Consider the following 21,984-nt stretch of genomic DNA (forward strand, 5'->3'; position numbering starts at 1 on the left):
GAAAAGTTCGAGAATCAGAAAAAGTAGTAGTTGAGAAAGATTGCAACGCTCACCATAAATCCAGAATAACAGAGATCGGATTTAATAAATTCCAAGTTGGATAGTTTGCGAGAATTTTTTGCATATAAGAAAAACCCTAAAAAACCCATTAGTCCTGCAATTAAAGCGTAGTTTTTTAGTGAAAAGTATTCGTGAATAATTGAATATTGATAGAGTAGCAGCAATGAACCTTGCACAAGTATATACTTTCCAATTGCAAGCCAAGGTAGATTCATGTTTTTGCCAGAAGAATTACTAAGATTTTCACTGTAAAAGTCAGGATCGATTTTGGAATCTCGATTTCTTCCAAAACTAGTTTTGATAGCAATTGCTGTGAATATAAAGATTAAAATTGTCAATGATTGTAGAAATACACGATGTAAAAAATTCAGGTGATATCCGAAAGAATTCAGTAGATATGGGAAATAATTTATATTCTCCTTGTAAAGATATTCAATGCCATAACCAAGTATTGGTGACAAACAAAGAGTAAATATAGCAATTTTTGTATCGATTTTCTTCCAGAAAATACCTAAAGTAAAAACAATTACAATCCCCGGTGTAAAATAAGAACTTCTTGCGGAAATTTTCAGAAAGAAATTTCCACCTTCTTGCGGATTATGACTAAGCAAGGCGAGTATTGCCGATAGAAAAACCAAAATAATGACAACGATTCGTCCAAATCGAACCAACTCTTTGCCACTTGCTGTTTTACGGAAATATCTTTTGTAAACATCATATGAAAGTAATGTTGATGCAGAATTCATCATAGAATCGACCGACGAAAATGTTGCTGCAGTAAGCCCAACAAGAATTAGGCCTATAAATCCATAACCTGATGGAATTACAACTTGAACCAATTTCATAAACGCATCGTCCGGTTTTATTAAGGAAGATCCACCTTCTAGTCTTAGATTGAACAAATGGAAAGCAGCAGCACCAGTTGCTATGGAGAAGAAAGGAATAGATAATTTGAGAAAGCAGGCAAACATGACTCCGACTTTTGCATCGAAGTCTGATTTTGCAGCTAGAGTTCTCTGCACCAAATATTGATTTGTTGTCCAATAAAACATATGAAGAATCAAGAGTCCTGTAAATGCTCCTGAGTACGGAATGTCCGGATGATTCGAAGGCAGAAATAGATGCATTTTTCTCTTGTTAGTATCAACCATGCTTTCCAGTTCCAATAGTCCAGACAGTCCTCCAATTTCAATTTCTGTGAAAGTAAAATAGGATATAATTACAGCCGCGAGTATGATTAGACCACTTTGCAAACTATCTGTGATTACAACCGTTGACATCCCACCAAAATAAGTGTAGGAGAGAAGTAAAATTGACAATATAAATAATCCTTCGGAATAACTCATCGGGAAAGGACTACCTGCAGAAAGGAATAAAATGGTTCTTGCTCCAATATATAAAGATCCGACCATTTGTACAAGGATCAATGTGATCATAAGAATTGAATATATCAAGCGAACATGATGATTGTATCGAAGCTCCAAAAATTCTGAAAGAGTATAAATATTCAAGCTACGATAGAGGGGAATAAAAACATAACATAGAATAACAGCTGCAAAAATTGCCAGGATCTCAAAATTGCTCTGAGCAAAACCAACTGAGTAGCCAATACCTAGCATTCCTATAAGATGAGATGCATTGACATTGGTTCCAAAAATTGTACCACCAACCGTCCACCAACGAAGAGACCTTCCTGCCATAAAATAATCTTCGCTATTTCTTTTTTTGAGACCTATCCAGATACCGAGAGCAGGAATAGCAGATATGATAATAGCAAATACAAAAAAATCTAAAAAGCCAATTGATTGATAGATAGGATTCACAATCTAGCTCCTACGCTATTTCTCCACCGCAGCTTGAACCTGAACCAGCCGTGCAACCAAAGCAATGAGAACTTGTAATAATCTTTCGAGATAGAAATGAATCTAAATCGAAATTTCTAATATGGGAATTTTCTTTAATTTTGAGATCTAACATTTGATTGAAATCACAGTCATAGATAGATCCGTCGTATCCAACAGAAATTTGATTTCTGCACATGAGTCCTTCAATTGTGGCTGGATTGAATGCATTTACTAAAGCATCCATATAGAATTCAAATTTATTGGAACGAATAAGGGCATTCAGAAATCTACTGATTGGCATATTGTTTATACAAAATAAATTATTGAAAACGATACCATGGTCATTTAGTAATTTTGATTTGAATTCTTTCTCTAACTGCTTCTGTGAGGAACTTACAAATAATCCGCTAGGGTTATAGACTAGGTTCAATTTTAAATTAGGATCTATTCCATATCCTAGGTCATTTAGTTTTTTTAGTGCGGTAATCGATTTGTTAAAAACACCATCTCCTCTTTGTTTGTCGGTGATAGATTGGGAGAAGAACGGAAGAGAACAGCACAATTCAATTGTATGTGAACTCAGGAACTTATAGAGATATTCGAATCCTTCTGTTTCTAGTATAGTTAGATTGCATCGATCAATAATATTTTTACTCTGATCGCTCAATTGTTCAACTAAATACCGGAAATGCTGATTTCCTTCGGGAGCGCCACCTGTAATGTCGACTGTGTGAATTGTATCAATTTTTCTAATAACGTCTAGGCAGAAATCAACTGTTTCTTTATCCATCATTTCTGTTCGAATTGGTGAAGCATCAACGTGGCAATGATGACAAGCTTGATTGCACCATTTTCCTAGATTGACTTGGAAAATTTCGAGCATCTTAGGCGTCAATCCTTGATTATGTGATGGATCATGATGTAAAAAACTATCAAATGTTTTGGGATAGGACTCTAAGATATCCCATTGTTTGGTTGAAGAAGAAATATTAACCATTATAGATTTATTTTATACCAATAAATTGTGAAACTAACTGAGTTATAGTAATAAACGATTGATGCTATATGCTCAATTCATCAATTTTGTTATTCATTTGAATGCCATGTACAAGGTTGATCCCAGCTGCAATGGCCGCTGCAACATGGACTGCCTCATTCATTTGATTCTCATCGGCACCTTTTTGCAAAGATGTTGTTGTGTATGAGTCAATGCAGTAGGGACATTTCAATGCGTGCGAGACGGCAAGTGCAATTAGGGATTTCTCTCTTTCTGTTAGGGCTCCGTCAGCCATTACAGATCCGTAATACGAGAAAAATTTTTCTGCAAGATCTGGATTGACCCGACCAATTTCTGAGAATCTACCAAGATCAGCGGAATTGTAATAGCTACTCATTTCTTAACCTCATAATGATAGACTAAAAATGCTGAATCGTGATGTCAATATAACTTGATTAATAGAAAAAAGATCTTTGATATAAGAATAATGAATAATCTAAATCTTATCGTTTTTGCAAAACACCCCCAGCTCGGAAAAGTAAAAACTCGACTCGCAGTCGATTTGGGTGAGGATCAAGCATTATCTATTTATTTACAACTTTTGCAATATACTAAAGATCTAGCAAAATCCAATTATTGGAATACATATTGGTTCTGGGATGAAAAGATAGATAACAACTATTCTCTTCCCAATAATTTCCAAGTGAGATTTCAATCCAAAGGAAATTTGGGTGCGAGAATGAGTTCAGCATTTGAAGAAATCTTCAATCTTGAAACAAGAATCATATCATCTCATTCAAAAATCTGTATCATTGGTTCCGATTGTCCAGATCTCAGTCCTAAGATTGTTTTGAGTGCATTCGAATTTTTGGATAAATCTGATTTTGTAATTGGACCATCACGCGATGGCGGATACTATTTGCTTGGGATGCGAGAATTTTCAGAAACAATTTTCCAATCAATTGATTGGAGTACTGACAAAGTGTTGGATCAGACAATCGAAAGAATTGCATCAATGGGAAAAACGTACAAGCTACTCGAAATGTTAATTGATATTGATACGGCGAAAGATTGGCAAGAATTTTCTAAATTGACAAAAACCCAAACAAATCCATAGTATAGCAATGATCCAAGCAACAAATACTAAACATTATGATCTTTTCAATCCTACTTCCGAACATCTTGAACTTCGCGAGATGGTGGCAAAATTTGCTGAACGAGAAATGGACACCCAAGCAGTTCATCATGATGAAAATGAAAGTTTTAATATCGATTTGTTCAAAAGATTGGGATCAGAAATTGGAATATTTGGAATTACAGTTCCCGAAGCAGATGGTGGCTTAGGAATGGATCCGGTTGCAAGCGTGATTGTACATGAGGAAATGTCTAGATTCGATCCAGCGTTCACACTCTCATATCTTGCCCACGAAGTTTTATTTGTCAATAATTTCTATTATAGCTCAAACGCCGAACAGCAATCCAGGTATTTATCTAAAGTGATAAGTGGAGAATGGATTGGCGGAATGGGAATGACTGAACCTGGAGCTGGAACGGATGTTCTTGGAATGTCTACTATTGCAAAGAAGAAAGGCAATAAATATATTCTGAATGGAACAAAGCAATATATCACCAATGGCAATATCGCCTCAGCATTTATCATTTATGCAAAGTTAGACTCTCTTGATAACCGTAAGATGACATCCTTCGTTGTGGAATCTAGTTATCCTGGTTTTAGTGTTGGTAAAAAAGAAGAAAAAATGGGAATGCGTGGATCTCCTACTACGCAATTGATTTTCGAAGATTGTGTTGTCCCTGAAGAAAATCTTCTAGGTAATGATAACGGAGCAATTACTCATATGATGAGAAATTTAGAGATCGAAAGGGTTACTCTTGCTGCTCAGAGTTTAGGGATCGCAAGACGCTGTGTTGATGTGATGTGTGATTATACTATGAAGTATCGTGAGGCGTTTGGTAAAAAATTAATTGAGTTCGGTCAAGTTCAGAGAATGGTAGCTGAGTCCTATGCAGATTTAGCTGCTGCAAGAGCATTGGTATATCAGGTTGCAGGAGATTTGGATCCCGATAAGAGATCCTCTCTCGGTGCTGCAAGTGCTAAGCTTGTTGCAACGCAAATGGCAGAGAGGGTATCGAGAAATGCGATCCAAGTATTGGGTGGCTACGGTTATTGCCGTGAATATCCAGTAGAAAGGTTACATAGGGATTCTATTCTTCTATCCATTGGTGGTGGAACCAATGAAGCAATGCAAAAGAATATTACAGCTGATTTAAAAAGAATGTACAATTGATCTTTTTTTATTGTAACATTGATACCTTGTAATATTAGGAAATTTTTTCTTTTGTGCTAAAAAGATGGCATTTTGTGACTAGAATTGATTGCAAATGATAATAACGACCAATTTTCAATTAAATGTTTGCTAATTTAGATTGACATAATAGTTACAAAATGTACTATCAATAAAGTCATTTTTGATGATGACTCCTATCAATTATGACCCCTACCAATTCTAGTATTTTAGAGTTCCCAGACCTACATTTAATATTCCAGAAAGAGGCATCCTACACAAATTTGGAACCTCAGACTCGCTTTCGCGGAAGCCGAAGCTATATGATGGGGGATCGCGCTTCTAAAGTATATTCAGATATTCTAAGTAAATCAGCAATGATTCTACCTAAGAATATTGGATTATATACAATTGATGAGTCACTAACAGAAATTAACTGTAGAGCTGAAATTATATCTCTCATAAGTGAGAAATTAATTCAGCAACTTTTTTATCTAACATTCAACACGAGCACTGAGAATCTGGAAATCCAGATGGTTCTTGTCGCTGGCAATAAACCGAGAACCACTTGGGAAGTTTTGTTGCGTAGATCATTGAATGCAATTTCTCTCTATTCGATAAAGCATCAGATTTTAGATCATAAAAAACTAAACCGTATATTCTGTATTTATCATTCCATGGATCATACTTCCATTGATCACAGACATTTCCCGGAACTTCCAATTCTAGATAATGTTATCGGATTGCCTCACGTTCCGATAGATGTTATGAAGAGAGATTTTTTCAATACCATGAAAGCGAGCCTAGATTCAGACAGTCGCTTCATATATGCCGAAGGGATTGGATTCTTTTTTCTTCCAGATAACATTATAACTGAGTTCATTCCGTACTTAAGTAGGAAATTTGATTCAGAAGTCATGCCAGAACTCAAATCTTGCTTAGAAGATTGGGAAGAAGATTTTCGTCATGATGTGAAAGTTTTTTTTACATCCAAGCCACAGGTGAAGCCAAATTCTGTCTCTGCAATTGATGAATTTGTTCTTAAGGCAAGTTTTATTGATTCCAAAAAGGAACACTTAAAGGATGAGAAGAAACTTTGGATAACTAACTTTCTTGTATCCATTGCGTTTAAATTGAAGCTATTTAGATCCAAAAAAATTACAACGAATGCTTCCAGGGCAATTGATGTAATCAAGAAGAAGATTGGTGATGGAAACGATATATTTTCACGAATTCTAAAAATTGAAATTGATGATGAACTTCTAGGTGGCGATGTACTGGACCATTTGTATACAGATCCAGATATTTTGCATACAACTTGGTATAGTAAGAAAGGACTTCACGTTCTTTTTGTTAAGAAAGATGTGAAGAATGTGATTGATTTATTTAGAATATTATCATCTTCTTACGTAGGCTATGAACTTGCAATTCATTTAGACAAAGTATTGGAGGACAATAAGAAATTTAAAAACTTATTGGTTCTCGATTCAGAATATAGAAAGAATCGAACGCTTGCCTTGTTTGCATCCTTTTCTTCGCAAATGCGTTGGTACCATAAGATATTTTATTTTTTCAAGATGAGTAATCTTTTGGAAGAAGCAGTAGAAAATTGTCGAAGCAAAATCATTTTGGATCAATTGAACTTAAGGCTGCTATTTCAAGAAAAAACCACACAATCCACTTTGGATAAAGTAGATACTTTTATGAAGCTTTTCCAAACAACTACGGATCAAGCCAAAATGGATTTTCTAAAAGATGCAAAAGCTGAAGCTAAAATTCTCTACGGAACCCATGCGACCATAGAACAAATTCATAAGTTACTTCCGAATTTTACCATCGATGAGATAAAACAATTGATCGAAAAATAAGCCGTTAAAACGTAAGTTTTACAATGAGCTTTGTTTTTTATGAATAATCAAAAATTTGATACGATCGTCATAGGATCAGGACTTGGTGCACTATCATATGCAGCAATTCGTACGTCCAAAGGATCTAAAATTTTGGTTCTTGAAAAAGCAAATGAGCCAGGAGGATGTGCTTCTTCTTATACCAAGGATGGGTATCGATTTGAAGCGGGTGCAACTACTTTGGTTGGATTTGAAAAAAATCTACCATTGCAGCGTTTATTCCAAGAACTAAAAGTAGATATCTCAGCGCTTCCGCTTAGAATGCTCAACCCGGCAATGAGAGTTTATCTTCATGATAGTATTTCTTTGTCAAGAAATTCCGATCGTAAACAATTTGTCCAAGAATGCATTTCGAAATTTGGGGAAGAGAAAGCACAAAAACGTTTTTGGAAATTGATTTTCTATTTGGCAGATCAAGTCTGGAATGTGTCCGCTCGATTTGTTCATTTTCCTCCTAGGTCAGGACTTGATTGGATAAGGTTATTGTTTCAATTCAAGATCAAAGATATTGTAATATTCGGATTTTCTTTATTGTCCATGGCAACTTTACTAAGGTTACCTGGATTTCCACGTTCCAATCGGTTCCAAAAGTTTTTGGACGAGCAATTACTTATTACGGTTCAAACAAAATCGGATGGCTCACCTGTAACTATGGGTGCCGCAGGAATCACCTATGCTCATTTAAAAAATTACTATTTAGATAACGGTATTGGAAGCCTTGCAAAATTCCTGGTTGAATATATTCGGAACAATCAAGGAGAAGTCCATCTATTAGAAGAAGTAACATCGATTGATATACTGACGGCCGAAAGAAAGCCAATATTCTCAAATCCATTTATTAAAAATGAAACTAAATACTCAATAGCAACCAGACGAAATAAAGTATATGAATCCAAGGAATTGGTAAGTGGAATTCCCATTTGGAATATAGAAAAATTACTGGATTCACCTTCCCAATCTAGTTCAACAATCATTTCGAAATTGAAACGAGAGATTCAGAAGAGATCTAATGCTTTCTCCAAAGGCATTTGGGGAGCATTTAACATAGCAATGGTGGTACAAGATTTTTTGGTTGATGATCCGAATATTCATTTCCAATTTCATTTAGATTCAAAACTTCCGCATGGTTGTGGAGATTCGATTTTTATTTCAGTCTCCCATTCTGAAGACAAAACAAGATGCAATATTGGACAACGTGTTCTTGCCATTTCTACTCATGTGGAAAATCCTCATCTTTGGTCGAGAAAAGATGAAGATTACAAAAGTCGTAAATTAGAAATTACAGAAGCGGTTATCCAATTTTTGGAATCCCATTGGCAAGGATTTGATCGTAAAAAAATTCTTTATCAGAATTCTGCCTCTCCTGCTAGTTGGGTTACATGGACTGGTCGCAGCCAAGGACGTGTTGGAGGAATTCCTGCTTCCTATTTTTTCAATCCATTTCGTTTTCCAAGTTCTTTTCTCAAGTCAGTAAATGGTTTTTATTTACTAGGTGACACTGTTTATCCAGGGCAGGGAATTCCTGCGGTTGTTCTTGGTGCACTGAATCTTTCGAAGAGATTGTCTTGATTCCAGACCTCCAGAATAATACCATGTCAGGGAATGGGCTTGCCTAAATCTATCACCATATCAGTTCCAGGAACATCCGCAAATTTGGGTCCTGGATTTGATATTTTGGGACTTGCATTAAAAGTTTATAATGAATTCAAATTTTATTTTGATCCATCAATTGGATATTCTGCTACCCTCAAGAATGGGCAAGCACTTCCATTCTCGGAATCCGATGACTTAGTATATTCAGCTTACAAGAATTATTTTAAAATATTTTTGCCGAATATTTCTTATCCAACCTATCAATGTAAAATGGAATTAGACCTACCAATGAAAGGAGGATTGGGTTCTAGTGCTTCTGCAGTTGTTGCGGGTTTCTGTCTTGCAAGGGAAATACATAAAGATTTATATGCGAACCAACCGATTCCTTCCGAAGCAAGGTTTTTGTATGAGCTTGCTATGCTTGAAGGACATCCTGACAACACAAGCCCAGCTTACCTTGGTGGATTTGTGCTATCATACTTTGATAAACGAGGACATATAAGCTATTATAAGAAAAAATTTCCCAACAGTGTTGCTATATTTGCTCTAACACCTAATACAGAAGTATCAACTCATGAGAGCAGAAAAGTTCTTCCATCAACGTATTCTGTGGATGATGTAATTTTTAACATGACTCGAATTGCAACCTGGATTCAATTCTTCGAAACTAGAAGATTCTCAGATCTGCAACTTGCTTTGCAGGACAGAGTTCACACACCTTATCGTGTTCCGCATATTTCTGGACTGAGAGAGATAATTGCCATAGCAGAAAGAAAGCAAATGGCAACCTGTTTATCGGGATCTGGACCTACATTACTAATTTTTATGGAACGCAAAAAGGTAAAAAGTTTGGAAAAAGCCTTTGGACTCGAAGTAGCAGAGGTAATGAAGAATTTGGGAGTATCCTATAAACTATCTCGAATGCAAACAGATACAATCGGCGTAAAGATTGTTAAGCAAAGGTAAACTAATCGTCGTTATCGTTTGAACCATCATCCGATTCTTCCTCATCACCGGCTTCAGCTCCCCAATCCATAGATCCATCTCGATTTCTTTTGTTTCGATTGAGTCCTGGTTGGATTCGAGTTATCGTAAAAGTGAATTTCATTCTTTCTTCACCATTTTTGTTGAAGAAATAAGATGTTGATAAACTGATCTCAATAAAATTTACCATTCTCTCTTTGGTGAGTTTATCAGATAAACGAAAGTCCGCAGAATGACCAATGATTTCTACGCTATCGAATTTTTCCTTACCTTCCATTTTCGAATAGGTATCCATTCTTGGTGGTTTGAAAAGAACAGCACCATTTCTATCAACCGTGATCTCATATTCTTCTTGATCGCGATCTTTCTTAAAATTAAAAATTAAATGATCATCATCAATCGCTTTACACAGCGTACGGATGTTCCCAAGCCTTTTGCCGATTGTGAATTTAGATTGTCTTGAAGTTTCATCAACGACGAAGTCGAAGCTATCGCCGACGTTAACAGCATCTGGAAGATCCAATGCTTTTAACTTAGCAAATGGTATAATGAATTGATGGATGATCACACCAATCAGTCCAATCAGGGCTATCACAAATACAAGCCATTGCATCGCAACTTGGCTGTCTTGAAGTAAAATGCCCAGATGTAGAGTCAAATCAGCGTTTCACATCCAGATTATGTTTCTCATCTTTCGATTGAACAGGAAACCTTGCAATAAGAGAAAGCAAATCTCGAACTTGCTCAGGACTGATTACTTGAGACATTCTCTCCTCTAAGCTGAGTGGAGAAGGTTTCATAACCAAGTCATCCAAAGCCTTCATTTTTGCTTTGGGATCTTCATGTTCATTTTCATCCTCGCTCTTTTTGGAGCCTGGAAGCCTTAGCTCATTTACCTTCAATTCTTCCGTTTTTTCTTTATCCTTTGCAGGACGAAGATTCAATTCGGTTTCCGAACCAGAAGAAGGCAACTTGGGCATAAAAGCAGCTGCATTGATGTATTGCTGCGAGTTAGATATATTCATAGTCATAAACCTCCGTGTTTATGGACTTCGAGAAAAAGATTTTCCTCCATCGTACTTATCGGAATATCTGATCGAACATTAACTAAAAATTCACTTTTTTTATAGAAATTTTACATTTGCAGAAAAGGTCGAACCCGACTAGTCTGGTTAACGATGCAAGAAAATAACAACCCATGGATCCAATCCGTGCAAGGTAAAACCGCAATTGGAATAGCTGCCTTATTCGTAGTTTATTTGGCAGCTAGTTTACCGGCAATGATTGGCTTTTTTAGCCCATCTGACTCTGTTCAAATAGATGGAACCACTTATACTCTTGAGAAAATCAAGGGCGAGAATCCTGCTCTGTACAATCGATACCTCACTGAGAAAGCAAATCTATCAAAAGAAATCCTCGGGGAATTTACCGAGAAAAAGATTTTGGATATTGCGATGAAAGAAGCTGGTGTTGATTCCCCAGAAGCAGTTTTGAAAAAAGGATTTGCAGCGAGCGAACCAAGTGATTCTGAAATGCTTGTGATTTACAATCAGTATAAGGCTCAATTGGGCGGGCGATCTTTTCCAGAAGCAAAAGATATGATTCGCAAAAACCTAGTTGGCAACTCTGAAAGACAACATGCACAGACAGTTCAACGCGAACTTATCAAAAAATACAATGTTGCTATGAATGTTCAAGATCCTCCAACAATTCGTCACGAAGTTCCCGAGGGAGACAATCCTTCAATAGGAAGTAAGAATGCGAAAGTTACAATCATTGAATTTTCGGATTTTGAATGTCCTTTCTGCAAGAGAAGTCAAGACGTAAACAAGAGACTACGCGAGAAATACAAAGACAAAATTCGCTGGGTATTTAGAGATTTTCCTTTGGACTTTCATGAGAACGCAATGTACGCTCATGCCGCTGCAAATTGTGCTATTCCACAAGATAAATATTGGGAATTTTTTGATATTTTATTTGAAAATTCCGGTAACTTGGGCAAAGGCAATGTTGATTATTTGGCAACGAAAGCTGGCTTAGATAAAGGCAAATACCAAGAATGTATGAGTAAAGAAGAGAGTTTGGTTGCTGAGATTCGTTCTGATATGTCTGAAGGACAGAAGTTCGGTGTAACTGGAACTCCTGCTTTCTTTATCAACGGTATTTTCGTAAGTGGAGCTCTTCCATTTGAAAACTTTGATGAGATCATCAAAAAAGAACTAGATTAAGATTTGAATTAGAATATTCGAATATCGCGTCTTGATCCCATTGTGGTAACCAAGGCGCAAAAAAATTAAAGGAGAAATATTGAATTTATGAAAAAAGCAGTAAAAGTAGCAATAACCGGTGGCGCAGGTCAGATTGGATATTCATTATTATTTAGAATCGCATCGGGAAGTATGTTTGGACCAGATACTCCTGTAGAATTGCAATTGCTGGAATTGGAAGCAGCTCTACCTGCAGCTCGTGGCGTAATTATGGAGTTGGATGACTGTGCTTTCCCATTGTTGCAAAAAGTTTCTGTAACTCATAAAGCAGACGAAGCTTTTAAAGATGTGAATTGGGCTCTGCTTGTTGGATCTGTTCCTCGTAAAGCGGGAATGGAAAGAGGAGACCTACTCAAAATCAATGGCGGAATCTTTACCAATCAAGGCAAGGCAATCGCGGCCAATGCTGCAAGTGATGTGAGAATACTTGTTGTTGGAAATCCATGCAATACTAACTGCTTGATTGCTATGAACAATGCTAAGAGCATCCCAGCTAACAGATGGTTTGCGCTTACTAAATTGGATGAGAATAGAGCGAAGAGTCAATTGGCGCAAAAAGCAAATGTTCCTGTATCGCAAGTAACGAACCTAACTATTTGGGGCAATCACTCTGCAACTCAGTATCCAGATTTCTTCAATGCGAAAGTGGGTGGCAAATCTGCGACTGATGCGATCTCTGATCACGATTGGCTAAAGTCTGATTTTATATCTACTGTACAAAAGAGAGGAGCTGCAATTATTGAAGCACGAGGAGCATCTTCTGCGGCGTCCGCGGCAAACGCAGTTGTTGATACAGTTCGTAACTTAACTACTCCAACACCTGCTGGAGATTGGTTCAGTGTTGCTGTATGCTCTAACGGTGAGTATGGTGTGGACAAAGGTTTGATATTTGGATATCCTGTCCGATCTAATGGAACTGACTATGAAATCGTTAAAGATGTTCCTTTGAATGAATTCGGTAAGGGCAAATTTGATCTTACTCACAAAGAATTGCAAGAAGAGCGAAACGAAGTCAAGGATATGATCTAGGATAGAAAAAATACAAGCCGTTTAGTATTGAGATAGAAATAGTTTTGTGATATGAAACTTGATAGTAAATACTTACGGCTTGAATTTTAGGGTATTTTGTTGAATAATAAATCTCCCAAGAAAAAATCTAAGACTAGAACCAATAAGTCTTCGTCTCAAAAAACATCCCAAAGACAAGATAAATCCCAATCAAAGCCTCAGATAAAATCCGTTCGTAAGAATATTCCTGATCGATATTCGATCAAAAAATCATCCGAAGGCAGTCATATTATTTGTTTAGAATCTCCTAATCTTTCCGTAAGAATTGAGAAAGGGAAAGTTTTCTCCGAAAATAGCGGACGCAAAGCTAACGATCGCACTATTTTCCTTGATGGAGCTTGCGATGCTGCCCCATTTATAGATGTTAAAAGACAAGTTTATAATCTAGATCACCATACAGGTGTTGTGCGATCATTTACTCTATCGACATGCGAACAAGCAGCAATCCTTGTTATGAAAGGATTGGATCTCACTGAGAAGAATTGGAATATCTGGGCGAATGATCCAGACTTAGATACAGTACTTGCTATCTGGGTTCTACTCAATCATGTTCATCTAAACGATGAAGATTATTCTACCATTTCAGAGATCTTACCTATTCTAAGATTGGAAGGTCTGATTGACGGTATAGGTTTAGAGCTGAATCATTTCACAGCCTTTCCTAAAAAATTGCAAGAAGAGACCAATGCAAAAATAGAAATTCTTCGTAAGAAAGAAATTGCCGTTAAGAAATCTGGCAAATGGGAAGAGTCGGACTTTATAGAATATACAATTCAAGTTCTCAAAAAAATTGATGAGCTAGTCTATCATCCCGAAGATTTCAAAGATTTTAAAGGTTTAGATGAATTGGCTCGAGTTGAACTAGATGATAAAAATAGTGCAGTCGTGTATCGAGCTGATATGGGCATATACGAGATTGAACAACATTTGAACAAAATGTACGGTAAAAATCCAGGACTTATAGTACTCCAAAAACGAGATGGACATTACACACTTCGTAAATCTGATATTTTCACGCCGCTCGATATGAACCTAATCTATGATAGGCTAAATCTATATGATAAAAATGTTAGTGGTAAAATTCCCAAAAATCGTTGGGGCGGGGCGGGTGATATTGGTGGATCACCGAGAACAACTGGAACTTATTTAAATCCGTCCGAAATAGCCGATATCATTCGAGAATCATTTTATAAACCAAACTTTTTGGAAAAATTGGTCAGAATATCTTGGACAACTTTTCTTGGAGTTGGTTTAGCAATCCTTGGTTGGATTTGTCTTGGCTTTTGGAAATTCTCGGATGCGTTTGGATTTTGGATATTGGAATCCTTTGGATTGCCCCTAGAAATTTACACTGTTGTTACAGTATTGTATACAACGACTTTGTTTTTCGCAATAGGTAGAAAGATTCCTTGGTTTTATGGAATGCGCATTCCTGCGGGCAATGATTGGTGGTTGTTCTTTCCTATTACTTTTCTTGGTGCCTTGATGGGAGGAGCTTGGATTCCTTTAATTGGAATAGTTGATGCAGTACCAGGGATTTCTAATATTTTAATGTTGCTATCTCTTCCTATTGCAGTAGAAGTTTTGTTTCGGGGAATTATACACGGACAACTGGTTCGCATGTTTCGAATTCAAAAATCAGGTGGAGAATGGTTTGTCTCTACTCCTGTAATTATTTCCGCTATGATTTATGCATTAGCGGTTGTATTATCTCCTGTTCATTTTACTTTCCCAATTGAATCTTTCTTGGGAGATTTTGCCTGGGTTTCGCAGATGCTAGGTGGGTTTGTTTTTGGGCTGTCTGCAGGGCTTTGTCGAGAAAGATCGGAGAGTATTATCCCGGTGGTCGGATTCCACTTTGCTTGCATCTTACTTGTCAGTCTTATTCAATTCGTCGGTTGAATTACATCACGAGAGCATTCAGTGATATGCAATAGCAGAAACCAAATGATATTGTTGACCTCCTAAGTGATGCATCATATACAATCCTGATTGAATTATTGCAGTCAGGAGATTTTATCTTTGATTAGGAATGTATTGAATTCTTGAATTAAACTTAGCCATAGATTTGTAATTACTATCTGATTCGATTCTCCATTTTTTCTTAGTTTATCAATCTCCGATTCGAGCCAATTGTAAGATGCTGATTCGATTTTGATAGACTTAAGTTTAGGATCGTATTGAAACACTGAGCGACCATTTATATCTTTAAAATTTCTTACAGTACTAGTCAATATTGTCTTCTCGATTTGACTCAGTACTGTTTGGATTTTATTTCCAAGATTTCTGTCGATAATTCTATTGCTTCGAGTAAGAGATAATTTATTTCTGAATAGATCGTATGCTTGAATTGGATTGTCATTTTTTTGTTCCTTCTCAAGCGATTCAAAGTAATCAATTAATTCAGATAAATTATTTCTAAATGAAATCATTGGTCTGTCTAAAGACTCAAATCGTTTTAATGATATAAAATCACCAATAAATATAGGCCAAAAGTAAGATATCCAAGCGTCTATTAAATCAACCATTGAGATATGAAGTGTGCTAGAAGATGAGGCAATATCTTGCCTATCTTTTTCAAAAAAAGCGCGAATTGTGGCTAAATCATAAATTGATTGATTATCATGTAGTCTCATAGTTTAGAACTTTTTTTAAAGCTTGTAAATAGATTTCTCGTCATAATGTTTTAGAATGCTTGATTAAAGATAAGTTAATTTTTGATGAGGTTATCTAAATTATCAATTATCCTATTTTAGACAGCTTTCTTAGATATTCTAATTGTCTAACTATCAGTTTATTTCTGAGTAATGGAGATTTCTGATTGACTAGAATGATAATTTTTTTATCTGTTTTTACAAGTTTGATTGCCGCCGGATATTTTTATATTGGCAGAAGTTTGATACAAAGCTTACAGCTTGATTCTACTTCCAGTTTTTGTTTGTGGTTATTGATCGCATTTCTTGTTTTTTCGATTCCCATTTCTTATTATGCAAGTCATTCAGTAAATCATGCAAGAATTCAGTCGGCACTAAGTTTTGTTGCTTTCTTAAGTTTGGGATTTTTTACCATTCTACTCACGATGATTGTTGTGATGGATCTGGTTTTTTCGATTTGGAAACTTCTTAATTTCATACCTTTGATTGCAGCAATAGATCTTAACTCACAATTTAGTAAAATTTTTGGAGATCTGGTTCGCGTAGTTGGTTTGAACTGGAATACCAATGATCCTTTCCTTGGACAATTAGTTCTCACATTATTTTTTCTTTTTGTAACGGCGATTCTTACGATTTGGGGAATGTTCCAAGCAACTACGAGAATTAAAACTGTGAACGTCGAAGTATCTGCAACTCAACACCATAAAGATCTTAAAGGATTTAAAATAGTGCAAATCTCGGATGTGCATATTGGTCCAACGATAAAGAGGCCGTTTTTACAACATGTTGTTAATAGAATCAATAATATGAATCCCGATATAGTTGTGATAACGGGGGATCTTGTAGATGGACCTGCGTCACAATTCAAAGATCATTTGCTTCCTCTTGCTGATCTAAAGTCAAAATACGGAACTTTTTTTGTTACGGGAAATCATGAATACTATTCAGGTGTGCTAACTTGGATTCAAATTATAAAAAATCTTGGAATCAGCGTGCTCCTAAATGAAAATACAATTATCAATCACAATTCCGCAAAAATTGCATTAGGTGGTGTAACAGATTTGAAAGCTGGAAGTATCTTGCCGCAACATGCAACTAACCCCCATGCTTCTATTCAAGGCGGTGAAGATGCTGACTACAAAATATTACTTGCTCACCAACCCAATAGTATTCTGGAAGCATCCAAGGTTGGATATGACCTTCAACTTTCTGGACATACTCATGGTGGGCAGTATTTCCCAGGTAATCTAATTATCTATTTAGTCCAGAAATTTGTTGCTGGTTTACATGTTTACAATAAAACCACTTTGTATGTTAGTCGTGGAACAGGTTATTGGGGGCCACCGCTACGGATTGGAGCCCCGTCCGAGATAACGAGTATTGTTTTGAAATAGCCCGGGGCTTAAGTCCCGGGCTATCGAATACACCGAACCCTTTTACAAATTTAGTCAAAAGAATGAAAATTGCCATGTCAATCGATTTTGGTAAATAAAATTATGTAATCAATGCGTTTCAGATGGAATTCGAAATTTGCAGTCAAATAAATGTTTAGATTCTTATTCTTAGGGTGCCATAAGATAGAACATTTCTCTTCCTATTTCTATCAATTTGTTTCTATAAGTTTCTTTCTCGTCTGACGTATCGTCCGATTCTTTAGGATCTTTATAAGTAAGGTTGATTTTCTTGTCGGATCCAAATACTACTGGGCAATTTTCTGCGGCGTGATCACAAGTCATAATTGCGAGATAACTCTCACTAGGATTGGGCGAGTCATTGTATTTTTTAGAGAATGCAATCAATGGTTTAATATTTTCATTATCTGTAGCTTTTATCATATAATGAGGATTTGGTGATTTTGGATCTAAAGTTGAAATGTTGACTCCAATGTTTTGAAAGGCGGATATTGCCCTAGGATTAAAGGCAGTTGCTTCAGTTCCGCCACTGAAGAATTCTATTCCATTCACTTCATAATAAATAGACGCAATATAAGCAAGAATCTGCGATATATGACTACGTCTTGAATTATGCGTGCATATAAAATTTAGATTCACAAGCGTATCTTCTTTCTTTTTGCTTAGGATATATTCTTTGATTTTATTTAATATTGCGATTCTATCTTCTGCAAGAGACTGAGAATCTAAAATCTCAGTTTGGACCCAGTTGTCCAATTCCGGGTAGAGTTTCATGGGCTTATGTCCTTAGTGAGTATTATTGTTTTCCACAATTGAATCAGATTACTTTTTATTTTTGTAGAATTTTCGCTTGAGTATAAAGCTAACTTGAACTAGGAGAATCAGTGCAGGAACTTCTACTAGAGGTCCTATAACTCCCGCAAATGCTTGGCCTGATTGCAATCCAAAGGTTCCGATTGCAACAGCAATTGCTAATTCGAAATTATTTCCCGTTGCTGTAAATGAAACAGCAGCATTCTCAGAGTAGTTAGCTCCCACTTTGACGGAGATCCAAAAAGTTAGAAGAAACATGATTAGGAAATACAGAACAAGAGGAATAGCAATTCGAATTACATCTAAAGGAAGTGTTAGAATCAAACCTCCTTTCAAACTGAACATCAATACAATAGTAAGTAGTAGAGCAATCAAAGTAATCGGACTTATGAATGGAACAAAAACTTTAGTATACCACTCTTCACCTTTAATTCGGACAAGAAAGTATCGACTCAAGAAACCAGCAAGAAACGGAATGCCAAGATACAATAATACAGATTCAGCTATATCATATATACTAAGATCAATTTTCATATTTTCCAGACCCAAGTAGCCCGGTACAATGGATAAGAAAAAATATGCAAGAAAGCTATAAGTAAGTATTTGAAAAATGGAATTGAGAGCAACCAATCCTGCGGCGTATTCGCGACTCCCTTCTGCAAGATCATTCCAGACTAACACCATTGCAATGCATCTTGCAATTCCGATCAATATCAGTCCTGCCATATATTCGGGCTTGTCATTTAGAAATAGAATGGCAAGTCCAAACATCAATAAAGGACCGACTATCCAATTGAGTAGAACTGATATAGCAATGATTTTTTTATTTCGAAAAACTATATGCAATTGATCGTATCGCACTTTTGCAAGTGGTGGATACATCATAAGAATCAATCCAATTGCGATAGGAATATTAGTTGTACCTGATTGCATTGTTTCTAGATTCGTTGAGAAACCTGGAAATAAATTGCCGATTGCAATGCCAATTCCCATAGCTATAAAAATCCATAAAGTTAGATAACGATCTATAAATCCTAAAGATTTAGGATTGACATTGGGAATTGAATTTTCTTGCATATAGGTTCCTGATTTTTTAACAACATTCATTTGTTGCTGATAGTATATTGGTTTTTGTAAATAAATTTCCGAACAATGTCACCATTTGGTTCCAACCTTCAAGATCAATGCAATAGCAAACTTTCGGACCTGAGATCTCACCTTTGATAAGGTTTGCGTCCTTAAGTTCTCTCAAATGTTGGGATACGGTAGCTTGCGATAAAGGGAGGAGCTCAACTAACTCTCCACAGATGCATTCTTTTCTCTCGATCAAGATTTCTAATATAGCGATTCGAGCTGGGGATGCGAGTGCTTTGGCATACTTCGCCACTTCATTTTCGTGCTTAGAAAAATTTTCCGTTTTTGTAATTCCCATTTTGCTTTATCGTATTTTACCGATATAAGGAAAGATGTCAAATAAAAAATGATGAATTTTTTATTTTCCAACTGAGGCTATTCCTTGGATGATTATGTATTTTTCCTTGCTCAATTGGAGCAATCCCAGAGTTTTAAATAAGTACAATCTATGAAACTAAGAGAATCCAATATTGAGAAATTGAATAGTGAAGTCTTCGATGTCCTAATTCTTGGCGGGGGGATCAACGGTGCCGTATCCGCTGCATCACTTTCTGCTAAGGGAGCAAGGGTTGCTTTAATTGACATGAATGATTTTGCCTCAGGAACAAGTCAAGAATCGTCAAACCTCGCTTGGGGCGGAATCAAGTATTTAGAAAGCTTGGAATTCTTCCTTGTAAGAAAGCTTTGCATGTCTAGAAACCATTTGATGCGAAGTTATCCATCAACCGTACAAGAAATACGGTTCTACACTACGATAGAAAAAGGATTCCGATTTCCTTCCTGGTTTATCTATTTAGGAACATGGTTTTATTGGTTCGTTGGCAATTGCTTTACGAAGTCGCCACGTTTTCTTACTAAATCTAGAATCGCACGAGAAGAGCCAGTGGTGAAGACAACCAATGCTGAAGGTGGATTCGAATATTCTGATTCTTATCTACACGATAATGATGCTAGATTCGTTTTTAATTTTATACGGATGGCACTGAACTATGGTTGTATCGCCGCAAACTATGTTGAATCGTTAGGTTCCAAAAAGGAAAATGATATTTGGATAACGTCTGTTAAAGATAAGATGTCTGGTAAGAAGTTTAATATCAAAAGTAAGCTCCTCATCAATACTTGTGGACCTTGGGCTGATATGGAAAATGAGAAATCTGATATCTCAACTGAGCACCACCATCTTTTCTCCAAAGGAATCCATCTCATTGTTGATCGCATAAGTCCACACAAGAGAGTCTTAACTTTTTTTGCAGATGATGGTAGATTGTTTTTTGTTCTTCCAATGGGAGCCAAAACTTGCATTGGTACGACCGATACAAAAGTTGACACACCGACTCCAGAGGTAACGGAAGAAGATCGTGAGTTCGTATTATCGAATATCAATAAGAGATTGAATCTTGATAAACCGATTACAAAAGCGGATATCATATCTGAGCGTTGCGGAGTGAGACCGCTCTGTGTAAAAGGGAAAAGTGGAAGTTCTAAAGATTGGATGCAGCTTTCTCGCAAGCACGAAGTAGAGGTGATCCGAGATAAGAAGCACCTAACAGTTTTCGGTGGTAAGTTAACGGATTGTATCAATGTGGGAGAAGAAGTTGCATCCTATGTAAAAAGTATGGGAATCGATTTTCCATTTCCTAACAAACGTTGGTATGGCGAACCAGATGATGCGATTAGAGATGAATACTTTCATCAAGCACGATTGATGGATTTGGATTCCTACACAGTACCTGATTCGTCAGAACCTCTTACTCTGCGATTATGGCGTAGATACGGAGCGCAAGCAATCGGGATGTTGGAAAATATTAGGGAAGATCCAGATCAAGCGGAAGTTTTGATTCACGGAACGGAATACATTCGATGTGAATTGCACCAAGCAGCAAGAAGAGAAATGGTAGAAAAGCTAGAAGATTTTCTGCGAAGACGATCTAAAATTTCTCTTATCGAAAGAAAAGAAACGATTCGTTCATCACCAGGATTGAAAGAAGCTTGCGAAATTTTATTTGGGAATGAAGCAAAATCCAAGTTGGAAGAGTATTTTGGCGAAGGAAAATCTAGTCAATCAAAAGCAAAATCTAACAAGAGTATGCCGATTTCTCAGAAATCAAATAGTAAGAAGAAGTCTCCGTCCAAAAAATCGAATAAGGTTGCAAAAAAAAGATAATTATCTCTGCGATTAAATAAAATCTTTAATTGAAAATTGAGTGACGCGGACAATATGTCCGCTATTTTTTAACCTTGTTGGTAAATTCGTTTTAGGAGAAATTTATGAATGCGAAGAACGTATTAAATCTTTTGTTCCCTTTTCTATGCTTGGTATATTTGGTGAGTCTGCAATTTGAACCATATCAAGGTCAACCTTACATAAAGGCATTGCCAATTCTGGTTTTGGCTATTTTGGTTCTTTCAAAATTCAAGACAGGCATACCGTATCTTTTGTTCGGAATTGGATTGGTATTCTCATCTGCCGGAGACGTTGTCCTCGCACATAGCTTTCCTCATTCTTTTACTATTGGTCTTGGTTTGTTTTTGGTTGCACATTTATTCTATGTCTCCAGTTTTTACAAACGAAATCGCCACAGCTTCGCTATGAGAAGAGCACAAGTTGCTGTTGTATTATTTTTTGCTTTTATTATGTGCCTATTGCTTCTGCCAAGAACAGGAGAGATGACAATTCCTGTGACGGTCTATTTGTTAACCATCGCTACTATGGCAGTCTTCGCATCCGTTCAAAAAGAAGGAGCTCTTCCGATATTTCTCGGTGCAGTATTTTTCATGATATCCGATGGTATCATAGCCTATAGCAAATTTATTGATCCAATTCCACAATCGCATTTGCTAATCATGACCACCTACTATTTGGCACAAGGTCTGCTTGCTCGTGGAGTTTTAGGAGTCGGACTTAAATCTTAAAATTTGATTAGACAGGAAAGGGTTTCTATGATAGG

20 protein-coding genes are annotated in these 21,984 nt (G+C 36.5%); 11 read left to right on the forward strand and 9 right to left on the reverse strand.

Annotated features, from left to right (window positions below; translation table 11 throughout):
* Positions 1 to 14: 14 nt before the first annotated feature.
* The 3 genes from O4O04_RS05555 to O4O04_RS05565 form a co-directional block, all read right to left on the reverse strand.
* On the reverse strand, positions 15 to 1,883 hold the full coding sequence (locus O4O04_RS05555) for an SLC5 family protein (protein ID WP_272534737.1): 1,869 nt from the start codon (positions 1,881 to 1,883) through the stop codon (positions 15 to 17).
* Between the two features lie 10 nt (positions 1,884 to 1,893).
* Positions 1,894 to 2,901, reverse strand: a complete 1,008-nt coding sequence (arsS, locus tag O4O04_RS05560; RefSeq protein WP_272534738.1) for an arsenosugar biosynthesis radical SAM (seleno)protein ArsS — start codon at positions 2,899 to 2,901, stop codon at positions 1,894 to 1,896.
* 64 nt (positions 2,902 to 2,965) lie between these two features.
* Positions 2,966 to 3,298, reverse strand: a complete 333-nt coding sequence (locus O4O04_RS05565; RefSeq protein WP_272534739.1) for an arsenosugar biosynthesis-associated peroxidase-like protein — start codon at positions 3,296 to 3,298, stop codon at positions 2,966 to 2,968.
* Positions 3,299 to 3,388: 90 nt separating this feature from the next.
* Between O4O04_RS05565 and O4O04_RS05570 the strand changes: the two genes are divergently transcribed.
* From O4O04_RS05570 to thrB, 5 genes are all read left to right on the forward strand, one after another.
* On the forward strand, positions 3,389 to 4,018 hold the full coding sequence (locus O4O04_RS05570) for a TIGR04282 family arsenosugar biosynthesis glycosyltransferase (RefSeq protein ID WP_272534741.1): 630 nt from the start codon (positions 3,389 to 3,391) through the stop codon (positions 4,016 to 4,018).
* Positions 4,019 to 4,025: 7 nt separating this feature from the next.
* A complete protein-coding gene (locus tag O4O04_RS05575; protein WP_272534743.1) occupies positions 4,026 to 5,207 on the forward strand; it encodes an acyl-CoA dehydrogenase family protein in 1,182 nt (393 codons plus the stop codon).
* Between the two features lie 203 nt (positions 5,208 to 5,410).
* Complete coding sequence (locus tag O4O04_RS05580; RefSeq protein ID WP_272534744.1) at positions 5,411 to 7,072, forward strand: hypothetical protein; 1,662 nt, start codon at positions 5,411 to 5,413, stop codon at positions 7,070 to 7,072.
* 39 nt (positions 7,073 to 7,111) lie between these two features.
* The gene (locus O4O04_RS05585) at positions 7,112 to 8,680 is read left to right on the forward strand and encodes a phytoene desaturase family protein (protein WP_272534745.1); all 1,569 of its coding nucleotides are present in this window, start codon (positions 7,112 to 7,114) and stop codon (positions 8,678 to 8,680) included.
* A 39-nt stretch (positions 8,681 to 8,719) separates the two neighbouring features.
* Positions 8,720 to 9,670: a homoserine kinase gene (gene thrB, locus O4O04_RS05590; protein WP_442915929.1), complete on the forward strand. Its 951-nt coding sequence runs from the start codon at positions 8,720 to 8,722 to the stop codon at positions 9,668 to 9,670.
* Position 9,671: 1 nt separating this feature from the next.
* On the opposite strand, the gene O4O04_RS20400 is transcribed toward thrB, so the two are convergent.
* Both O4O04_RS20400 and O4O04_RS05600 read right to left on the reverse strand, forming a co-directional pair.
* On the reverse strand, positions 9,672 to 10,346 hold the full coding sequence (locus O4O04_RS20400; RefSeq protein ID WP_336297493.1) for a hypothetical protein: 675 nt from the start codon (positions 10,344 to 10,346) through the stop codon (positions 9,672 to 9,674).
* 1 nt (position 10,347) lies between these two features.
* The gene (locus tag O4O04_RS05600) at positions 10,348 to 10,713 is read right to left on the reverse strand and encodes a hypothetical protein (protein ID WP_272536159.1); all 366 of its coding nucleotides are present in this window, start codon (positions 10,711 to 10,713) and stop codon (positions 10,348 to 10,350) included.
* Between the two features lie 153 nt (positions 10,714 to 10,866).
* On the opposite strand from O4O04_RS05600, the gene O4O04_RS05605 reads away from it, so the two are divergent.
* From O4O04_RS05605 to O4O04_RS05615, 3 genes are all read left to right on the forward strand, one after another.
* A complete protein-coding gene (locus O4O04_RS05605) occupies positions 10,867 to 11,916 on the forward strand; it encodes a DsbA family protein (protein WP_272534749.1) in 1,050 nt (349 codons plus the stop codon).
* An 87-nt stretch (positions 11,917 to 12,003) separates the two neighbouring features.
* On the forward strand, positions 12,004 to 12,984 hold the full coding sequence (locus tag O4O04_RS05610; RefSeq protein WP_272534750.1) for a malate dehydrogenase: 981 nt from the start codon (positions 12,004 to 12,006) through the stop codon (positions 12,982 to 12,984).
* A gap of 99 nt (positions 12,985 to 13,083) precedes the next feature.
* A complete protein-coding gene (locus O4O04_RS05615; RefSeq protein WP_272534751.1) occupies positions 13,084 to 14,925 on the forward strand; it encodes a CPBP family intramembrane glutamic endopeptidase in 1,842 nt (613 codons plus the stop codon).
* 104 nt (positions 14,926 to 15,029) lie between these two features.
* On the opposite strand, the gene O4O04_RS05620 is transcribed toward O4O04_RS05615, so the two are convergent.
* The gene (locus O4O04_RS05620; RefSeq protein ID WP_272534752.1) at positions 15,030 to 15,659 is read right to left on the reverse strand and encodes a hypothetical protein; all 630 of its coding nucleotides are present in this window, start codon (positions 15,657 to 15,659) and stop codon (positions 15,030 to 15,032) included.
* Positions 15,660 to 15,853: 194 nt separating this feature from the next.
* Here O4O04_RS05620 and O4O04_RS05625 point away from each other — a divergent pair, with 194 nt between their 5' ends.
* The gene (locus tag O4O04_RS05625; RefSeq protein WP_272536030.1) at positions 15,854 to 17,071 is read left to right on the forward strand and encodes a metallophosphoesterase; all 1,218 of its coding nucleotides are present in this window, start codon (positions 15,854 to 15,856) and stop codon (positions 17,069 to 17,071) included.
* A 168-nt stretch (positions 17,072 to 17,239) separates the two neighbouring features.
* Here O4O04_RS05625 and O4O04_RS05630 read toward each other — a convergent pair whose 3' ends face one another.
* From O4O04_RS05630 to O4O04_RS05640, 3 genes are read right to left on the reverse strand one after another with little or no spacing between them, the layout of a single operon-like run.
* A complete protein-coding gene (locus O4O04_RS05630; protein WP_272534753.1) occupies positions 17,240 to 17,863 on the reverse strand; it encodes a low molecular weight phosphatase family protein in 624 nt (207 codons plus the stop codon).
* 48 nt (positions 17,864 to 17,911) lie between these two features.
* On the reverse strand, positions 17,912 to 18,979 hold the full coding sequence (gene arsB, locus O4O04_RS05635; protein WP_272534754.1) for an ACR3 family arsenite efflux transporter: 1,068 nt from the start codon (positions 18,977 to 18,979) through the stop codon (positions 17,912 to 17,914).
* A 16-nt stretch (positions 18,980 to 18,995) separates the two neighbouring features.
* A complete protein-coding gene (locus O4O04_RS05640) occupies positions 18,996 to 19,334 on the reverse strand; it encodes an ArsR/SmtB family transcription factor (RefSeq protein WP_272534755.1) in 339 nt (112 codons plus the stop codon).
* Positions 19,335 to 19,484: 150 nt separating this feature from the next.
* Here O4O04_RS05640 and O4O04_RS05645 point away from each other — a divergent pair, with 150 nt between their 5' ends.
* Together O4O04_RS05645 and O4O04_RS05650 are read left to right on the forward strand one after the other, a co-directional pair.
* Positions 19,485 to 21,200, forward strand: coding sequence for a glycerol-3-phosphate dehydrogenase/oxidase (locus tag O4O04_RS05645; protein ID WP_272534757.1), 1,716 nt, complete (start codon positions 19,485 to 19,487; stop codon positions 21,198 to 21,200).
* Positions 21,201 to 21,304: 104 nt separating this feature from the next.
* Complete coding sequence (locus O4O04_RS05650) at positions 21,305 to 21,949, forward strand: lysoplasmalogenase (protein ID WP_272534758.1); 645 nt, start codon at positions 21,305 to 21,307, stop codon at positions 21,947 to 21,949.
* Positions 21,950 to 21,984 lie beyond the last annotated feature (35 nt).

Origin of the sequence: Leptospira sp. GIMC2001 (assembly GCF_028462125.1) — a bacterium.
GTDB lineage: Bacteria > Spirochaetota > Leptospiria > Leptospirales > Leptospiraceae.